Source organism: Micrococcus sp. GbtcB5 (assembly GCF_019091605.1).
Taxonomy (GTDB): domain Bacteria; phylum Actinomycetota; class Actinomycetes; order Actinomycetales; family Micrococcaceae; genus Micrococcus; species Micrococcus luteus.
Genome location: NZ_JAGXJK010000002.1, coordinates 40,724 through 58,410, shown reverse-complemented (window position 1 = coordinate 58,410; position 17,687 = coordinate 40,724). Strand labels below are relative to the sequence as shown.

Genomic DNA, 17,687 nt, shown 5'->3' with positions numbered 1-17,687 from the left:
TCCGACTTACTTTCTGCGTGAAGGTGACGGGCCGCCGTCGTGGTGGGGGAGTGCGGACGGGCCCGCAGGCGCCCCGGGGCTCCCGGCTCAGATGTCCAGGGAGGAGGCCCGGAACGTGTCGCACTGACGGATGTCCGGCTCCTGCTGGGAGCTCTGGTAGCCGCGCCTGAACCAGGCCATGCGCTGCTCGGAGGTGCCGTGGGTGAACGCCTCGGGGTTCACCCGGCCGGTGTGGGTGGACTGGATGCGGTCATCGCCCACGGCGGAGGCCGCGTCGATGGCCTGGCGCAGCTGGTCCTGCGAGATCGGCTTCAGGAACGGCGCGCCGGACTCGGGGTCCACGGTGGAGGCGGCGTGCCCGGCCCACATGCCGGCGAAGCAGTCGGCCTGCAGCTCCGCGCGCACGGCACCGGAGGTCGGGCCGGTGGTCCCGTCCTTGGAGTGCTGCAGGTAGCCGGTGACGTGCTGGACGTGGTGGCCGTACTCGTGCGCCACGATGTACTCCTCCGCCAGCGGCCCGCCCTCGGCGCCGAAGTCGGTCTGCAGCGTATCGAAGAACGCGGTGTCGAAGTACATGGACTCGTCCGCCGGGCAGTAGAACGGGCCCGTGGCCGAGGAGGCGCTGCCGCAGCCGGTGCTCACACCGCCCTGGAACAGGGTGAGCTGCGGCTGGCGCCACTGGATGTCCGAGAACTGCGCGAGGTACTCGCCCCAGAACTCGTCCGCGGCCTCGGTGGTCGCGATGACCCGGCAGTCCGTGTTCTGGTTGGCGTCCGCACCGCTGGCGCACTCCTCGTCCGAGAGGGGCTGGCTCTGGCCGCCCGAGCCCGTCTGCTGCTGGTACTGGCTCTGGCCGACGGACCCGCCACCCGTGTCGATCCCGAGCTGCTCGGCCAGCCCGGGCGCGAAGATCGCGAGCAGCACCGCGAGCAGGCCGCCGCCACCGCCGATGGCGATGCCCCGGCCCCCCAGCCCGCCGCCACCGCCCGATCGGGCCCGGCCGGCGTCGATCTGCACGTTCTCGTTGAAGCTCATGGGGCCAGAGTGTAGACGGACTAGACTGGCCCGGCACCGCGCTGGCCCCCGCCCGTCGAGATCGGCCGGGACCTGCCGATGCACCCCTGTTCTTCCCTCGACCCCTGGAGTCTGACACCCCCATGCTGACCGTCACCGATGTCGAACTGCGCGTGGGCGCCCGTCTCCTCATGGACGAGGTGAACTTCCGCGTGGACAAGGGGGACAAGGTCGGCCTCGTGGGGCGCAACGGCGCCGGCAAGACGACGCTGACCAAGGTCCTGGCCGGCGGCGGGCAGCCCACGGCGGGCACCGTGACCCGGACCGGGCGCATCGGCTACCTGCCCCAGGACCCCAAGGTCGAGGACATGGACCAGTCCGGCCGTGACCGCATCCTCTCCGCCCGCGACCTGGACCAGACGATCCGCCGCATGCGGGAGGCCGAGGCCGGCATGGCCGCCGTCGACGACGCCGAGCGGGAGCGGGCGATGAACCGCTACTCCCGCCTGGAGGCGGAGTTCGAGGCCCGCGGCGGCTACGCGGCCGAGTCCGAGGCCGCCCGGATCACGTCCAACCTCGGCCTGCCGGACCGCGTGCTGGACCAGCCGCTGCACACCCTCTCCGGCGGCCAGCGCCGCCGCGTGGAGCTCGCCCGCATCCTCTTCTCCGACGCGGACATCCTGCTGCTGGACGAGCCCACCAACCACCTCGACCACGACTCGATCGTGTGGCTGCGCGACTACCTGAAGACCTACTCCGGCGGCCTCCTGATGATCTCGCACGACGTGGAGCTCATGGAGATGACCGTGAACAAGGTCCTCTACCTGGACGCGAACCGGCAGACCATGGACGTCTACAACATGACGTGGAAGAACTACCTCGCCCAGCGCCAGCAGGACGAGGCGCGCCGCCGCCGGGAGTTCGCCAACGCGGAGAAGAAGGCCTCGGCCCTCATGGCCCAGGCCGAGAAGATGCGCGCCAAGGCGACCAAGGCCACCGCCGCGCAGAACATGATCAAGCGCGCCGAGCGGCTCATGCGCGGCGTCGAGGGCGAGCGCGCGGTCGACCGCGTGGCCGCGATCCGCTTCCCCACCCCGCAGGCCTCCGGCAAGACGCCGCTGCGCGCCGAGAACCTCTCCAAGTCCTACGGCTCGCTCGAGATCTTCACGGGAGTGGACCTGGCGATCGACCGCGGCTCGCGCGTGGTCATCCTGGGCTACAACGGCGCCGGCAAGACGACGCTGCTGCGCATGCTCGCCGGGGAGGAGACCCCGGACACCGGGGAGGTGCAGGCGGGCCACGGGCTCAAGCTGGGCTACTTCGCCCAGGAGCACGACACCCTGGACCAGGACGCGTCCGTCCTGGACAACATGCGCCACGCCGCCCCGCAGCTCGGCGACACCCAGGCGCGCACGCTGCTCGGCTCGTTCCTCTTCCAGGGCGACGACGTCGACAAGCCCGCCCGCGTCCTCTCCGGCGGCGAGAAGACCCGCCTCGCGCTGGCCACGCTCGTGGCCTCGAGCGCGAACGTGCTGCTGCTGGACGAGCCCACGAACAACCTCGACCCCGCCAGCCGCGAGGAGATCCTCCATGCGCTGCGCCAGTACGAGGGCGCCGTGGTGCTCGTGACCCACGACGAGGGCGCCGTCGAGGCGCTCGACCCCGAGCGCGTGGTGCTGCTGCCGGACGGGGTCGAGGACCTCTGGAACGACGACTACAGGGACCTCATCACCCTCGCCTGAGTGCGCGGGCCGCCGAGGCGGAGGGCGGGCTCAGTCGAAGAGCGCGTCCTCGGCCTCCTCGTCCGTGAGCCGCCCGTCGCGCCGCCGCCGGACCGGCTTGGCGCGGGGGACCCGGTGCGCGGAGAGCAGCCCGTCGTCCGCGGCGTCGTCGAGGGCGTCGGCCCGGTCGTTGCGGGCGCGCATCCACGCGGAGTACCCCCACACCCCGAAGCCCATGGCCGCGAACAGGTACCACTGGATCGCGTAGGACAGGTGCGGGCCCTCGTCGAGGGTGGGCTCGATGAGCTTCTGCGGCATCGGCTCCACCTCCGGGTCCTCCGTGACCATGATCCCGTAGGCAGTTCCGGCCACGGGCCCGCCCACGGTGTCGGCGATCTCGGCGAGGTCGATCGAGGGCACCTGACCGTCCGGGGCGTCGCGGTCCAGGGCCGGCTCCCCGGGCTTGACCCGCACCACGACCTCGGCGTGGCCGGCGGGCGGGGCCGGCACGGCGTCCGGCTGACCCGGACTGTTGCCCACCGGGAGCCAGCCGCGGTCCACCACGACGACGGGGCCCTCGTCCGTCCGGAACGGCACGAGCACCTCGTAGCCGGGCTGGCCGGCCCGGGGGCGGTTGCGGACGATGAGCGTCTCGTCGACGAGGTACTCGCCGGTCAGTGTCACGGGCGTCCACTCGTCGTCGGTCTGGAACGCGGTGAACAGCCGGGAGGCCTCGGCGAACGGAACCGGGTCGTCGTCGTAGTTCTCCAGGACGCGGTTGACGCGGTGCTGGACCTCCACGCGGCGGTCCCACTGCCACTGCGCGAGCGCATGGCACAGGAACGCGAAGAGGACGCACACCACGAAGCCGAGGATCCACGGGCCGGTGGCGAGGAAGCCGAAGCGCAGGGCAGGAAGGCGTTCGGCGTCGCGGGCGGTCGGGGCCGTCATGGGGGCGGGGGTGCTCATGGGCGCGGGGGCTCCTGCGGGGTCTCGGGCGTCTCGACCTCGGGCGCCTCCGTGGCGGGCGGGTCGAGTGGGCGGGAGCGCCGCAGGAAGCCGCGGGCGCTCAGGAAGTCGTCCAGGAAGGGCCGATGGTCCGCGCAGGCCAGCCAGGTCTTCACCCGGTCCGGGGCGTGGACGCGCGGGTTGTTCCACTCCAGGGCCCAGGCGGCCTCCGCGGTGCAGCCGCGACGCGAGCAGACCGGCCGCTCGGGCCCGTCCGCGGCGGCGTGCGGGGATCGGGCGGCGGAGGCACCGGCTGCGGGGTCGAGGCGGCCGGCCGCGAGGGCGCCCAGCAGGTCCACGTCCGGCTCGCCCGGGCCCGCCCCGATCACGCGGCGCCCCGTCCGGGCAGGCCGGGACCGCCGGCGGACGAGGACCCTCGGCCCAGCGCCCGGGGCGCACGGTCGCGCGGGTCGTCCACGAGGTCGCCGGTGAGCACGACCGGCTCGGGCGCCGCCGCGTCGTCGGGGCGGGGGGCCAGGGCCGGTCCCTGGGTGGGCACGGCGCGCAGGGTGCCGGCCTGCTGCGGGCCGGTGTTGTTCACGCGCACGACGGCGACGTAGGGCAGCACGACCGCGCCGAGGATGAACCCGAGCTGCCACCAGCCGTGGGTGAAGAGCGCGGCGACGAAGCAGGCGGTGCGGAGCAGCATCTGGACCAGGTAGACCTTCATGCGCGCCTCCCGGTCCGCGCTGCGGCCGGCGGCGGCGGTGGTGACCCCCTGGACCTCCGGTGTCGTCCCGCGCCCGGCGCGGGCGGGACGGCCGGCTCGGGAGCTGGCGGCGGAGCTGGTCATGGCGCATCCTCCTGGCACGTCGCGCCCTGCGGAGGGCCCCCGCGCGGCCGCGGACGTAGAGTGGTGGTTCACATGTCGGCGCGCCCGCCCTCGGCGGCGTCCCGCAGGACGGCGTCGACGGCGCCGCGCCGGTGCTCCAGTCTAGTCCCGTCCCGTCCGGAAGGTGTTCCCATGGCCGATCAGACCACCACGCCCGCAGCGGACGCACAGGCCGCCGGCCGCAGCGTCCTCGTCACGGGGGGCAATCGCGGCATCGGCCTGGCCATCGCCCGGGCGTTCGCCGCGAACGGCGACCGCGTGGCCATCACCTCCCGCTCGGGGGAGGGGCCGGAGGGGGTCGGCGCGGTCCGGGCCGACGTGACGGACGCGGCCTCCGTGGACGCGGCCTTCCGCGAGGTCGAGCAGGCCCACGGCCCGGTCGAGGTGCTCGTGGCCAACGCCGGCATCACCCACGACCAGCTGCTGCTGCGCATGTCCGAGGACGACTTCACCTCGGTGATCGACACGAACCTCACCGGCGCCTTCCGCGTGGTGCAGCGCGCCACCAAGGGCATGATGCGCCTGAAGCGCGGACGCATCGTCCTGGTTTCCTCCGTGGTGGGCCTGCTCGGCTCGCCCGGCCAGGTCAACTACGCCGCCTCCAAGTCCGGCCTCGTCGGGATGGCCCGCTCGATCACGCGCGAGCTCGGCGCGCGCGGCGTGACCGCGAACGTCGTGGCCCCCGGCTACATCGACACCGAGATGACGCAGTCCCTCGACGACGAGCTCAAGGCCCAGTACAAGACGTCCATCCCGGCCGGCCGCTTCGCCGCCCCGGAGGAGGTGGCCGGCGTCGTGCGCTGGCTGGCCTCGGACGAGGCCGCGTACATCTCCGGGGCCGTGATCCCCGTGGACGGCGGCCTGGGCATGGGCCACTGACGACCACCGACCGCTGAGCAGACAGGAAGCACAGAACATGACCGAGCAGGACCTGGCCGGACGCGGCGTCGTCGTCACCGGCTCCTCCCGCGGCATCGGAGCCGCCACCGCCGAGCTGCTGGCCGCCCGCGGCGCGGGCGTCGTGGTGAACTACCGCCAGAAGGCGCCGCGCGCGAACAAGGTGGTGCAGAGGATCGAGGACGCCGGCGGCCGCGCCGTGGCCGTGGGCGGCGACGTGACCGTCGCCGAGGATCGGGCCGCGCTGCTGGACGCCGCCGTGGAGCACTTCGGCTCACTCGACGTGCTCGTGCTCAACGCCTCGGGCGGCATGGAGTCCCAGTTCGGCGAGGACTACGCCCTGAAGCTCAACCGTGACGCCCAGGCCGCGCTGGCCGACGCCGCGCTCGAGCGCATGGGTGCCGGCGGGCAGATCGTGTTCGTGACCTCCCACCAGGCGCACTTCATCGACGAGGTCGCCACGATGGACTCCTACGAGCCCGTGGCCCGCTCCAAGCGCGCCGGCGAGGACGCCCTGCGCGAGCGCATCCCCGCGTTCACCGAGAAGGGCGTGGGCTTCGTGGTGGTCTCCGGCGACATGATCGAGGGCACCATCACCGCCACCCTGCTCGACCGCGCCGAGCCCGGTGCCATCGAGGCCCGCCGCGAGGCCGCCGGCAAGCTCTACACCGTGGAGGAGTTCGCCGCCGAGATCGCCTCCCTCGTGGGCCGCGAGGGCCTCGAGGTCGGCCACACCGAGCTCGTGGGCGGCGCCGAGGACTTCCTCGGGCAGGACTGAACCCCACCACACCCCAGACGACGAGGGCCGGATCCGTGGGATCCGGCCCTCGTGACCTCCGGGAGCGGACGCCTCAGAGACCGAGGAGCCACCGCAGGGGGGTGAAGGAGGGCACGTCGACGACGACGTCCGCGTGCTCCCGGAGGATCGGCTTCGCGCACAGCGCCACGCCGCAGCCGGCCGCCTCGAGCAGATCGATGTCGTTGGCGCCGTCGCCCACGCCGACGGCCTGCTCGGGGGTGAGCCCCGCGTCCTCGGCCCAGGCGCGCAGCATGGCGGCCTTCGCCGCGCGGTCCACGACGTCGCCGAGCACCTTCCCCGTCAGGTGCCCGTCCCGCACCTCGAGCTCGTTGGCGCAGTAGGCGTGCACGCCCCACGCCTCGGCCAGCGGGGCGAGCACCTGGGTGAAGCCGCCGGAGACCGCGCACACCCGGCCGCCGGCCGCGGTGACGGCCTCGATCAGCGCGAGGGCTCCGTCGGTGGGCCGGATGGCCCGCACCACGTCCGCCACGACGCCCACGGGCAGCCCCGCGAGCGCCTCGACGCGCGCGTGCAGCGAGGCGGCGAAGTCGAGCTCACCGCGCATCGCCCGCTCCGTCACCTCGGCGACCTCGGCCTCGCGGCCGGCGTGGGCGGCGAGCAGCTCGATGACCTCCTGCCGGATCAGCGTGGAGTCCACGTCCGTCACCACGAGGGGCGCCGGCGCGGCGGCGACCGTCGCCGGCACCGTGAGCACGTCCCACCCGGAACCCGGCTCCGGGGCCGCCGCCCACTCGTCCGCGGCGAAGCGCCAGCCCAGCAGGCCGTCGTCGGTGAGCCGCTCGGCGTCGTCGGGCACGCCGGCCGGGGGCGCGTCCGTGACGAGGAGGGCGGGGTCGGCGGTGACGACGAGGCGGCGCAGGGTGCTCATGCGCGGCATCCTAGGCGGGGGTGCGGGCGCGGCCGGGCGTGCGTCGCATCGGCGACGCGCCGGCCGGCCGGACTAGGCTGGCCCCCATGACCACCCCCGCGCCTCCCGACGACTGGTTCCTCCCGGATGAGGACGCCGTGCTGCAGATGCGCCGCGTGCGCGTGCGCCGCGGCACCACCGACATCCTCGGCCCCCTGGACTGGACGGTCCGCGCGGGGCAGCGGTGGATCGTGATGGGCCCGAACGGCGCCGGCAAGTCCACGCTGCTCCAGCTGGCCGCGGCCCGCCTGCACCCGACCGCCGGCGACGTCGGCGTGCTGGACGAGGTGCTCGGCGCCGTCGACGTGTTCGAGCTGCGCCCGCGCATCGGCCTGTCCTCCGCCCAGCTCGCCGCCCAGGTGCCCGCGAACGAGACCGTGCAGGACGCCGTCGTCACCGCCGCCTACGGGATCACCGGCACGTGGCGCGAGCGGTACGAGACGGAGGATCGCGCCCGCGCGCTCGGCCTCGTGGCGACCTGGGGGCTCTCCCGCCTCGCGCACCGCGCGTTCGGCACCCTCTCCGACGGTGAGCGCAAGCGCGTGCTCATCGCCCGTGCCCTGATGACCGATCCCGAGCTGCTCCTGCTGGACGAGCCCGCCGCGGGCCTGGACCTCGCCGGGCGGGAGGACCTCGTGCGCCAGCTGACGGCGCTCGCCACGGACGAGGACGCGCCCGCGCTGGTCCTCGTCACGCACCACCTCGAGGAGGTGCCCCCGGGCTTCACGCATGCCCTGCTGCTGCGGGACGGCGGCGTCGTGGCGGCCGGGCCCATCGAGTCGACGCTCACCGAGGAGCACCTCTCCGCGGCGTTCGGCACGGACCTGAAGGTGACCCGCACCGGCGGTCGGTACACCGCCGTGGCCCGGTGACGGGGCTGCTGACCGCGCAGCTGCTGGGCATGGACCTGTGGCAGGTCCTGCTCGTGCTGCTCGCGGGGTTCTGGGCCGGCACGATCAACTCGGTGATCGGCTCGGGCACGCTCGTCACCTTCCCGACGCTCGTGGCGGTCGGGTTCCCGCCCGTGACGGCCCAGGTCTCCAACGCGATGGGCCTGGTGGCCTCGGGCTTCTCCGGCACGTACGGGTACCGCCGCGAGCTGGCCCAGTCCCGGGCGCTCCTGCCGAAGCTGACCGTCGCGTCCCTGCTCGGCGGGGTCATCGGCGCCGCCCTGCTCACCACGCTGCCCCCGGCCGTGTTCGGCTACGTCGCGCCGGTGCTGCTCGTGGTGGCCCTGACGGTCGTCGTGCTGCAGCCGCGCATCCAGCGGTGGGTCCGGCGTCGGGCGGAGGACCAGGGGCCGACCCCCGGCGCGGACTCTCCCGTGCCGGTGGGCCCCGTGACCCCGACGCTGTGGACGCTCGTGTTCCTGACCGGCATCTACGGCGGCTACTTCGTGGCCGCCCAGGGCGTCATGCTCATGGCGATCTTCGGCGTGCTGCTGGTGGGCGGCACCCTCGTGCACGCCAACGCCGTGAAGACGTGGCTGTCGCTGGTGGTCAACCTCACCGCCGCGGCGTTCTACCTGGTCTTCGCCTTCGACCGCATCGACTGGCGGGCCGTGCTGTTGATCGCGCTCTCCTCGCTCGTGGGCGGGCTCGTAGGCGCGCGGATCGGCCGGCGCATCTCGCCGACGGCGCTGCGCGTCACCATCGTGATCGTGGGCCTGGCCGGGCTGGTGGTCATGGTGATGCGGCAGGTCTCGGGTGGGTGAGGTCGGGACCCGCGAGGTGCGCCTGGAGCGGATCGAGGACCTCGCCGACCCCCGCCTGGCCCCCTACACGACCATGACGGACGCGGCCCTGCGCCGTCGCGTCGACGCGGAGCACGGCGTCTTCCTCGCCGAGTCCTCCCAGGTGGTCCGCCGCGCGCTGGACGCCGGGCACACCCCGCGCTCCTTCCTGCTGGGGGACCGCTACCGCGGGTCCTTCGCGGACGTGCTCGCCGCCCATCCTGACGTCCCGGTCTTCACCGGACCCGACGACGTGCTCGAGGCCCTCACCGGCTTCCACCTGCACCGCGGCGCCCTGGCCGCGATGGACCGCCCCGCACCCCGGCCGCTCGCCGACGTCCTCGCGGGCGCCCGGCGCGTGCTCATCGCCGAGGACGTCGTGGACCACACGAACCTGGGTGCCGTGGTGCGCTCCGCCGTCGCCCTCGGCTGGGACGCGCTGCTGCTCACCCCGCAGGCCGCCGACCCGCTGTACCGGCGCGCCATCCGCGTCTCGATGGGCACGGTGTTCCGCCTGCCGTGGGCGCGCCTGCCCGGCCCGGTCGCCGCGTCGCTGCCCGCGCTGCGGGCGGCCGGGTTCGCGGTGGCCGCCCTCGAGGTGACGGAGCAGGCCGTGGGCCTGGACTCGCCGGAGATCGAGCCGCTGCGGACCGCCGAGCGCCTGGCCCTCGTCCTCGGCCAGGAGGGGCCGGGGGTCCGGCCCGAGACCCTCGCCCAGACCGACGCCGACGTCGTCATCCCCATGCCCGCCGGCGTCGACTCGCTGAACGTGGCCGCGGCCGCGGCGGTCGCGCTGTGGGAGCTGCGCGCGCGCTGACCGGCCCGGGTGCGGTAGAGTGGGCGGCTGGCCCGCCGTCCGGCGGACCCCCTGACCACACCTCTCGCGCCCCTGGTCCCAATCAGGCGGCTGACACGAAGGATGCACCATGAAGTCTGAGATCCACCCGGATTACCGCTACGTCATCTTCAACGACCTCGCCTCCGGTGAGAAGATCCTCACCCGCACCACCGCGAACTCCGACAAGACCGCGGAGTGGACCGATGGCAACACCTACCCGGTGATCGACGTCGAGATCTCGGCCGCCTCGCACCCGTTCTACACGGGCAAGCAGCGCATCATGGACACCGCCGGCCGCGTCGAGCGCTTCAACGCCCGCTTCAAGGGCTTCGGCGGCAAGAAGTGACCGCGGCGGCCTGAGCCGCGCGCCCACCACGACGACGGGCCCCGCGCCCCCGGAGCGATCCGGGCGGTGCGGGGCCCGTCGCGTCGCCCGTAGGCTGACGGGCATGACGACTCTCCACGGTGAATACAAGGTGATCGGCGGCAAGCTGGTCGCGGCGGACCTGACCCTCGCGGACGGCCGGATCGCGACCGCCAGCATCAACGGCGACTTCTTCCTCGAGCCGGACGAGGCGCTCGAGGACCTCAACGCGGCGGTGGCCGGGCTGTCCGCGGACGCCGAGCACCGGGTCATCCGGGAGGCCGTCGAGCGGGGGCTGCGCTCCGAGGCCGAGCTGTTCGGCGTGGACGCCTTCGCGGTCGCCTCGGCCGTGCGTCGGGCCCTCGGCAAGGCGACCACGTGGGGGGACCACGAGTGGGAGGTCATCGGGCCGGAGCCGATGCCGATCGCGCTGACCGTGGCCCTGGACGAGGTGCTCACCCGGCAGGTGGCCGAGGGACGTCGCAAGCCGACCCTGCGCCTGTGGCAGTGGAACGAGCCGACCGTGGTGATCGGCGCCTTCCAGTCGCTCGCCAACGAGGTGGACCCCGAGGGGGCGCGGCGGTACGGCATCAACGTGGTGCGGCGGATCTCCGGCGGCGGCGCGATGTTCATGGAGGCGGACAACTGCGTCACGTACTCGATGCACGTGCCGTCGTCGCTGGTCGACGGGCTGGAGACGGCGGAGACCTACCCGTTCCTGGACGAGTGGACCATGGACGCGCTCTCCCGGCTCGGCGTGCACGCGTTCTACCAGCCGCTCAACGACATCGCCACGGACCAGGGGAAGATCGGCGGCGCCGCGCAGAAGCGGGTGGGCACGGCCGGGCTGCTGCACCACGTGACGATGAGCTACGACATCGACGCGGACAAGATGCTCGAGGTGCTGCGCATCGGCCGGGAGAAGCTGCGCGGCAAGGGTGTGGCCTCGGCGAAGAAGCGGGTGGATCCGCTCCGCCGCCAGACCGGCGTCTCCCGCGCCGAGATCTGGGAGACCATGATGACCACCTTCGAGGAGCGCTACGGCGCCCGCCGCGTCGAGCTGGACGAGGCCACCCGTGAGGAGGCCGAGCAGCTGGCCCGCACCAAGTTCGCGACCCCGGAGTGGACCGCGCGGGTGCCCTGAGCCGCCTGACGGCGTCCCGGCACCGTCCGGCACGCTTCCGTCCGGGGGCGGTTTGCGGTGGTATTCGACGTGAATACCGCCCGAAACCGCCCCCGACGCGTCGAGGTGTGGCGGGGCGGCTCTGTCAGGATCGGACCATGACCCCCGACGACGACGCCCCCGTCCGCCTGATCGCCCGCTCCGACGCCCCGGGGCGCCCACGGTCGACCGTGGACGTCCACTGCGCCCTCGAGCTGGAGCTGGCCTCCGGCCGCCGCGTGCCTCTGCTCACGGACCGCGGCTGGACGAGCCGGGCGGCGGCCGCACGCCTGCCCAGGAGGAGACGCGACACTGGGACGCGCTGGCAGCGGTCGCGGCCGAGGCCGGGGTGCCGGTGGGGGCCGCAACGTTGCGCGAGCTGCCGCTGGTGGGGGAGACCTCGCCCGAGCTGGCCGCCCTCGTGGACCGGGCGCACCGCGAGGCCCGCGCCCTGAACCGGCTGCTCGGCGTCCACCCGCTGGCCCTCGGCACGGTCGCGCCGGCCGACGTGCTGGGCGCCGACGCGACCGCCGCGCTGCGGACCGGGCTGGCCGCGGGACTCGGCGTCGCGCCGACGGCGTGGGAGGACCCGGGCGTCGTGCTCGCGCCCGCCGCGGACGCCGACCCGGAGCTGCTGCACGTGGTCCTGCTCCACACGACCGCGGTGGTCGCCGGGCCACCCGCACTCGTGGCCCGCCTCGCGGACGCCGACGTCTCCGACCTGCTCGACGACGCCTCCCTCGGCGCGCACCTGCGCCGCCCGGTGGAGGACGTGTCGGCGGCCTGGCTCCACGCGGCCGACCGGCAGGCGCTGTCCCTCGACCCGGACGGCGGGGCCGCGCACGTGGCGCGCCACGCCGAACTGACGGCCGTGCTGGAGACGCGGCCCGTCGTCGTCGAGCGGGTGGGGATGCGCGACCGGGACGCCCAGCGCGCCGCCGACGCCGTGGGCCTGCGCCGGGTGGGCCGGGAACGCGTGCTCCGCGTCGCCGCGCCCTGAGCTGGAATGGTCACGACACGCCGCCTCGCCCGAGGGGAGGCGGCGTGTCGTGACCACTCTGCGCGGGAGGACTTACCGCTCAGCCCGCCGGCTGCGCCGCCTGCACGCGCAGGGACCGCCGCAGGGCGTCCGTGTGCTCCACGACCAGGCGCCGCAGGGCCCCCGGGGCGTCGGGGTGCTCGTCCAGCCAGCGCTGGGCCGCGGCCAGCGTCGGGTGCGACTCCTGCGCGTCCGCGTCGCCGGCCACCGCGTCCTGGCGGCCCGGGAACAGCCCGCCGATCGCGCGCGAGGCCAGCCCGTTGGATCGTGAGGCCCACACCGAGGTCAGGCGCGGCCAGAAGCCGGACTCGTAGGGGGCGAGGAGCTCGACCTCGCCCGCGGCGAAGCCGGCCGCCGTGGCCGAGAGCAGGTCGTTGGACAGCTCCGTGCCGGTGGCCGTGCGACCGGACATGACCGCCTCCCACGCCGCGGCCTTGACCTCGGCATCGGGGCGGGCGGCCGTGGCGAGGCGGTGCCACGTGACCGTCTGGGCGGTGCGGCCGGCCTCGAGCTCCGCGTCCAGGCGGTCCTGGTCGGCCCGGCCGGTCGCGGCGAGGGCCTGGAGCACGAGCCAGCGCAGCTCCGCGTCGATCGCCAGGCCCGGCGCCGACGTCGCCGCGTCCTCGCCGAGCAGGGCGGCCTCGAGGGCCGCGGCCATCCCGACGTCGGCCCGCGCCAGCGTCGCCCACATGCGGGCCGCGGTGCGCTGGCGGTCGGAGCCGGCCTCGAGCGTCCGGGTCTGTTCGGCCAGCACCTCGCCCAGCCGGGCGCGCAGCGCGTCCCGGTCCTCGGCGCGGGCGTACTGGCCCACGGCCGCGGCGGCCTGCGCCAGCACCTGCGCGTGCACGCCCACGGTCGCGATCCGCGCGGACAGCGTCGCCACCGCGTCGAGGAACCGGGCGACCGGCAGCTCGCCGTCGCGGGTCATCGACCACAGGGCGGCCCACACGGTGGCCTCCGCGAGCGGGTCCGCGATGGGGTGGGTCAGGGCCGCGCGCAGCGACCCCGCATCGAGCGCGACGGCGGCGTAGGTGAGGTCCTCGTCGTTGGGCAGCACGAGGCGGACGCCCCCGGGGACCTCGAGGTCCGGCAGGGGCACGGCCGCGCCCTCCGCCCCGCCCGGCACGTCGGCGGTGACCTGGGCGGTGCGGCGCAGGACGCCGTCCTGCCCGGGCGTGAAGACGCCGACCTTCAGCACGTGTGGGCGGAGGATCGACTCGCCCGTGACCGGGTCCGTGCCCTCCTGGCGCAGCGCCGGGGCGTCGCCGTCGACGTCGACCCGTAGCCGGGGCACGCCGGAGGTGTGCAGCCACGCGTCCGCCCACGCGCGCATGTCCCGCCCCGAGGCGGCCTCGAGCGCGGCCATGAAGTCGGCGAGGGAGGCGTTGCCCCACGCGTGGGCGGCGAAGTAGCGGTGCGCGGCGTCGAGGAACGCGTCCCGGCCCACGTAGGCGGCCAGCTGCTTGAGCACGGAGGCGCCCTTGGCGTAGGTGATGCCGTCGAAGTTCTGACGGGCGGCCTCGAGGTCGACGATGTCCGCGACGATCGGGTGCGTCGTCGGCATCTGGTCCTGCACGTACGCCCAGGCCTTGCGGCGGGACGCGAAGGTCACCCATGCGGTCCGGAAGTCGGTGGCCTCGTCCACGCCGAGGGCGCCCATGTAGTCCGCGAACGACTCCTTGAGCCACAGGTCGTCCCACCAGTGCATCGTCACGAGGTCGCCGAACCACATGTGCGCCATCTCGTGCAGGATCACGTTGGCCCGGCCCTCGTACTGGACCGCGGTGGCCCGCGAGGTGAACACGAAGTCCTCGGTGAAGGTCACGAGGCCCGGGTTCTCCATGGCGCCGAGGTTGTACTCGGGCACGAACGCCTGGTCGTACTTGCCCCACGGGTACGCGACGCCGAAGAGGTCGTGGAAGAACGTCAGCCCCCGCTTGGTCACGTCGAACACGGCCTCGGGGTCGAACGCGTCGGCCATCGTGCGCCGGGTGAACAGCCGCAGCGGCACGGCCTGCGCGCCGCTGGCCGGGTGACCGTCCCAGGCGTCCTCCCACTGCGCATAGGGGCCGGCGAGCAGCGTCGTGATGTAGGTGGACTGGGGGAGCGTCGGGGCGAACTCCACCCGGACGACACCGTCCCCGGCCGGCGTCCGGGACACCTCCGGCCGGTTCGAGGCCAGCACCCAGTCCTCGGGCCCGGTGAGGGAGAAGGTGAAGGCGGCCTTGAGGTCCGGCTGCTCGAAGTCCGGGAACACGCGGCGCGCGTCGGCGGGCTCGTACTGGGTGTAGAGGTAGACCTCGCCGTCGGCGGGGTCCGTGAAGCGGTGCAGGCCCTCGCCCGACCGGGAGTACACGGACCGGCCGACCAGCTCCACCACGTTCTGCGCCGCCAGGTCGGGCAGCAGAACCCGGGCCTGGCCCACGACCTCGGTCAGGTCCAGCGTCGTGCCGTTGAGGGTCACCGACTCCACACCCCCGTGGATCCAGTCCAGGTGGGTCTGCACGCCCGGCTCGGCGCACGCGAAGCGGATCACGGTGCGGACCGGATAGGTGTCGGTCGCGGCGTCCCGGGCGTCGGAGAGGTCCACGTCCACGGCGTAGTCCTGCACCGTGAGCAGGCGGGAGCGTTCCGCGGCCTCCGCGCGGGTGACGTTGGTGGCGTCGAGGTCGGGGGTGGTGTCGGTCAAGGCGAGCCTCCGGTCGGGGATCCAGCGGGGACGGCGACGCGCGGACACACCGGGGCGTGCCCGCGCGTCGGCGGTGGTCCGGGACCGGCGGCCCGTGGCCGCGTCAGTGCGGCTTCGGGACGGGCTGGCCCTTGGAGAGCACCGTCAGGCCGGATTCTGTCACGGTGTAGCCGTTCGCCTCGTCCTCCGCCCGGTCGAAGCCGATGCGCGCGCCCGGGGGCACGACCACGTTCTTGTCCAGGATCGCGTTGCGCACGTGGGCCCCCTCGCCGATCACCACGGAGTCCAGCAGCACCGACTGCTCCACCCACGCCTCGTTCTGCACGCGCACGTCCGTGGAGAGCACGGACTGGGCCACGGTGCCGCCGGAGATGACCACGCCCTGGGAGAGGATCGAGTCGTTCGCCGAGCCGGGGCGGCGGGTGGACGAGCGCACGAGCTTGGCGGGCGGGGAGACGGACTGGCGGGTGTAGAGCGGCCACTCGCGGTTGTAGAGGTTGAACTCCGGCCACGGCTGCACCAGGTCCATGTGCGCGTCGTAGTAGGAGTCCAGGGTGCCGACGTCCCGCCAGTAGTGCTTGCCGGCCGTGCCGCCGGGCACCTCGTTGGAGGTGAAGTCGTACACCCCGGCCTCGCCGCGCTCCACGAACAGCGGGATGATGTCCCCGCCCATGTCGTTGTTCGACTCGGGGTTCTCCTCGTCCTGGTTCAGCGCCGCCACGAGGGCGTCCGTGTCGAACACGTAGTTGCCCATCGAGGCCAGGAACTGCGTGGGGTCGTCCGGCAGGCCGGGGGTCGTCTCCGGCTTCTCCACGAACGCCGAGATCCGCGTCCTGTCCTGCGGGTCCGTCTCGATCACCCCGAACGAGGAGGCCAGCTCGAGGGGCTGGCGCACCGCGGCCACGGTCGCCTTGGCGCCCGAGGCGATGTGCTGGTCCACCATCTGCTGGAAGTCCATGTGGTAGACGTGGTCCGCGCCGATGACGACGACGATGTCCGGCCGTGCGTCGTGGATCAGGTTCATGGACTGGTAGATGGCGTTCGCGCTGCCCGTGAACCAGTCCTTGCCCCGGCGCTGCTGCGCCGGCACGGAGGCCACGTAGTTGTTCAGCAGCGTGGACATCCGCCACGTCTCGGAGATGTGGCGGTCCAGCGAGTGCGACTTGTACTGCGTCAGCACGACGATCTCGCGGTACCGGCTGTTGACCAGGTTGGAGAGCGCGAAGTCGATGAGGCGGTACGTGCCGCCGAACGGGACGGCCGGCTTGGCACGGTCGGCCGTCAGCGGCATCAGACGCTTGCCCTCACCGCCCGCCAGCACGACCGAGAGGACCTTCTTCTGCACCATCTGTGTCACTCCTCGTGAGCCGGGTCGTCGCGACCCGCACGCGTGCTCTGGGCGTGCGGGGCATCCGTGCCGCCAGACTATCGACCCCCGCCGGGCTGAACTAGGTTGGGGGCGTGCGCATCGACATCGTGAGCAAAGAGTTCCCCCCGTCCATCTACGGCGGTGCCGGCGTCCACGTCGCCGAGCTGACCCGCGTCCTCGCCTCCCGCGTCGACGTCCGCGTCCATGCCTTCGGCGCGCCGCGCGACCCGGACTACCACGGGGCCCGCGTCCTGACGTACCCGAACCCGCCCGGGTTCGACGCCGCCAACGGGGCCGTGCAGACCCTGGCCACCGACCTCACGATCCTCGGGGACCTCGAGGGCGCCGACGTCATCCACTCCCACACCTGGTACGCCAACATGGCCGGCCATCTCGGCAAGCTCCTGCACCAGGTTCCCCACGTCCTCTCCGCGCACTCCCTCGAGCCGCTGCGCCCCTGGAAGGCGGAGCAGCTCGGCGGCGGCTACGCCCTGTCCAGCTGGGCCGAGCGCACGGCCTACCTCGGGGCGGACGCGGTCATCGCGGTCTCGGACGGCATGCGTCGGGACATCCTGGCCTGCTACCCGGACGTGGACCCGGCGAAGGTGCACACGGTCCACAACGGCATCGACACGCAGGTCTGGACCCCGCAGACCGGCACCGCCGCACTGGAGAAGTACGGAATCGACCCGGACAAGCCCTCCGTCGCGTTCGTCGGCCGCATCACGCGCCAAAAGGGCGTGCCCCACCTGCTCCGTGCGGCCCTGCGGCTGCCGGAGGATGTCCAGCTCGTGCTGTGCGTGGGCGCCCCGGACACCGCGGAGCTGGCGCACGAGGTGAACGGGTTGATCTCCGAGCTGCGGCGCACCCGCCAGGGCGTCGTCGTGATCGAGGGGATGATCCCGCGCCACGAGGTGATGGAGATCCTCACGGCCGCCACCGTGTTCGCCTGCCCCTCGGTCTACGAGCCGCTGGGCATCGTCAACCTCGAGGCGATGGCGTGCGGCACCGCCGTCGTCGCCTCCGCCGTGGGCGGCATCCCGGAGGTCGTGCAGGACGGCGAGACCGGCCTGCTCGTCCCCTTCGAGCAGGTCGACGACGGCACGGGGGCGCCCGTGGACGAGGAGGGGTTCGCCGCCGACTTCGCGGCCGCGCTCACCCGCGTCGTGGAGGACCCGGAGCGCGCCCGCGCGATGGGTGAGGCCGGCCGGGCACGCGCGATCGAGCACTTCTCGTGGGAGACCATCGCGGAGCGCACGATCGAGGTCTACGAGGCCGTGCTGCGCTGAGCCCGC

Annotated in this window: 17 protein-coding genes; 10 read left to right on the top strand and 7 right to left on the bottom strand. The window is 73.7% G+C overall.

The features are described 5' to 3' along the window. Positions 1 to 87: 87 nt before the first annotated feature. The gene (locus KVS67_RS01215) at positions 88 to 1,035 is read right to left on the bottom strand and encodes a neutral zinc metallopeptidase (RefSeq protein WP_217564707.1); all 948 of its coding nucleotides are present in this window, start codon (positions 1,033 to 1,035) and stop codon (positions 88 to 90) included. Positions 1,036 to 1,157: 122 nt separating this feature from the next. On the opposite strand from KVS67_RS01215, the gene abc-f reads away from it, so the two are divergent. Further along, complete coding sequence (gene abc-f, locus KVS67_RS01210) at positions 1,158 to 2,756, top strand: ribosomal protection-like ABC-F family protein (protein WP_098092828.1); 1,599 nt, start codon at positions 1,158 to 1,160, stop codon at positions 2,754 to 2,756. Positions 2,757 to 2,786: 30 nt separating this feature from the next. Here the strand turns inward: abc-f and KVS67_RS01205 are convergent, their stop codons facing one another. From KVS67_RS01205 to KVS67_RS01195, 3 genes are read right to left on the bottom strand one after another with little or no spacing between them, the layout of a single operon-like run. Continuing rightward, complete coding sequence (locus tag KVS67_RS01205) at positions 2,787 to 3,704, bottom strand: SURF1 family protein (protein WP_217564706.1); 918 nt, start codon at positions 3,702 to 3,704, stop codon at positions 2,787 to 2,789. Further along, positions 3,701 to 4,072: a hypothetical protein gene (locus tag KVS67_RS01200; RefSeq protein ID WP_217564705.1), complete on the bottom strand. Its 372-nt coding sequence runs from the start codon at positions 4,070 to 4,072 to the stop codon at positions 3,701 to 3,703. The genes KVS67_RS01205 and KVS67_RS01200 overlap by 4 nt, the downstream gene beginning before the upstream one ends. Beyond that, positions 4,069 to 4,536 carry a DUF3099 domain-containing protein gene (locus KVS67_RS01195; RefSeq protein WP_166437592.1) on the bottom strand — a complete coding sequence of 156 codons (468 nt, stop codon included), beginning with the start codon at positions 4,534 to 4,536 and terminating at the stop codon, positions 4,069 to 4,071. The genes KVS67_RS01200 and KVS67_RS01195 overlap by 4 nt, the downstream gene beginning before the upstream one ends. 171 nt (positions 4,537 to 4,707) lie before the next feature. Here KVS67_RS01195 and fabG point away from each other — a divergent pair, with 171 nt between their 5' ends. Together fabG and KVS67_RS01185 are read left to right on the top strand one after the other, a co-directional pair. Then, the gene (gene fabG, locus KVS67_RS01190; RefSeq protein ID WP_166437591.1) at positions 4,708 to 5,454 is read left to right on the top strand and encodes a 3-oxoacyl-ACP reductase FabG; all 747 of its coding nucleotides are present in this window, start codon (positions 4,708 to 4,710) and stop codon (positions 5,452 to 5,454) included. A 37-nt stretch (positions 5,455 to 5,491) separates the two neighbouring features. After that, positions 5,492 to 6,250, top strand: a complete 759-nt coding sequence (locus KVS67_RS01185; protein ID WP_060974144.1) for an SDR family oxidoreductase — start codon at positions 5,492 to 5,494, stop codon at positions 6,248 to 6,250. A gap of 73 nt (positions 6,251 to 6,323) precedes the next feature. On the opposite strand, the gene serB is transcribed toward KVS67_RS01185, so the two are convergent. Further along, entirely contained in the window at positions 6,324 to 7,160 is an 837-nt protein-coding gene (gene serB, locus KVS67_RS01180) for a phosphoserine phosphatase SerB (protein WP_041103833.1), read from the bottom strand. Between the two features lie 86 nt (positions 7,161 to 7,246). On the opposite strand from serB, the gene KVS67_RS01175 reads away from it, so the two are divergent. The 6 genes from KVS67_RS01175 to KVS67_RS01150 all read left to right on the top strand — a co-directional run bounded on the left by KVS67_RS01175 (position 7,247) and on the right by KVS67_RS01150 (position 12,295). Continuing rightward, positions 7,247 to 8,071: an ABC transporter ATP-binding protein gene (locus tag KVS67_RS01175; protein ID WP_052520061.1), complete on the top strand. Its 825-nt coding sequence runs from the start codon at positions 7,247 to 7,249 to the stop codon at positions 8,069 to 8,071. After that, a complete protein-coding gene (locus tag KVS67_RS01170; protein ID WP_036315227.1) occupies positions 8,068 to 8,913 on the top strand; it encodes a sulfite exporter TauE/SafE family protein in 846 nt (281 codons plus the stop codon). Before KVS67_RS01175 ends, KVS67_RS01170 begins: the two co-directional genes overlap by 4 nt. Next, positions 8,906 to 9,748, top strand: a complete 843-nt coding sequence (locus KVS67_RS01165; protein WP_217564704.1) for an RNA methyltransferase — start codon at positions 8,906 to 8,908, stop codon at positions 9,746 to 9,748. Before KVS67_RS01170 ends, KVS67_RS01165 begins: the two co-directional genes overlap by 8 nt. A 109-nt stretch (positions 9,749 to 9,857) precedes the next feature. Next, positions 9,858 to 10,115 (top strand): type B 50S ribosomal protein L31, encoded by a 258-nt coding sequence (locus KVS67_RS01160; RefSeq protein ID WP_002855042.1) that lies wholly within the window; start codon positions 9,858 to 9,860, stop codon positions 10,113 to 10,115. 103 nt (positions 10,116 to 10,218) lie between these two features. After that, positions 10,219 to 11,277 (top strand): biotin/lipoate A/B protein ligase family protein, encoded by a 1,059-nt coding sequence (locus KVS67_RS01155; protein ID WP_217564703.1) that lies wholly within the window; start codon positions 10,219 to 10,221, stop codon positions 11,275 to 11,277. A gap of 373 nt (positions 11,278 to 11,650) precedes the next feature. Then, on the top strand, positions 11,651 to 12,295 hold the full coding sequence (locus KVS67_RS01150; RefSeq protein WP_233437075.1) for a hypothetical protein: 645 nt from the start codon (positions 11,651 to 11,653) through the stop codon (positions 12,293 to 12,295). A gap of 79 nt (positions 12,296 to 12,374) precedes the next feature. Here KVS67_RS01150 and pepN read toward each other — a convergent pair whose 3' ends face one another. Then, positions 12,375 to 15,023: an aminopeptidase N gene (pepN, locus tag KVS67_RS01145; protein WP_095695718.1), complete on the bottom strand. Its 2,649-nt coding sequence runs from the start codon at positions 15,021 to 15,023 to the stop codon at positions 12,375 to 12,377. Between the two features lie 103 nt (positions 15,024 to 15,126). Then, a complete protein-coding gene (glgC, locus tag KVS67_RS01140; RefSeq protein ID WP_036336851.1) occupies positions 15,127 to 16,371 on the bottom strand; it encodes a glucose-1-phosphate adenylyltransferase in 1,245 nt (414 codons plus the stop codon). Between the two features lie 113 nt (positions 16,372 to 16,484). On the opposite strand from glgC, the gene glgA reads away from it, so the two are divergent. After that, positions 16,485 to 17,681, top strand: coding sequence for a glycogen synthase (gene glgA, locus KVS67_RS01135; protein ID WP_095695719.1), 1,197 nt, complete (start codon positions 16,485 to 16,487; stop codon positions 17,679 to 17,681). Positions 17,682 to 17,687 lie beyond the last annotated feature (6 nt).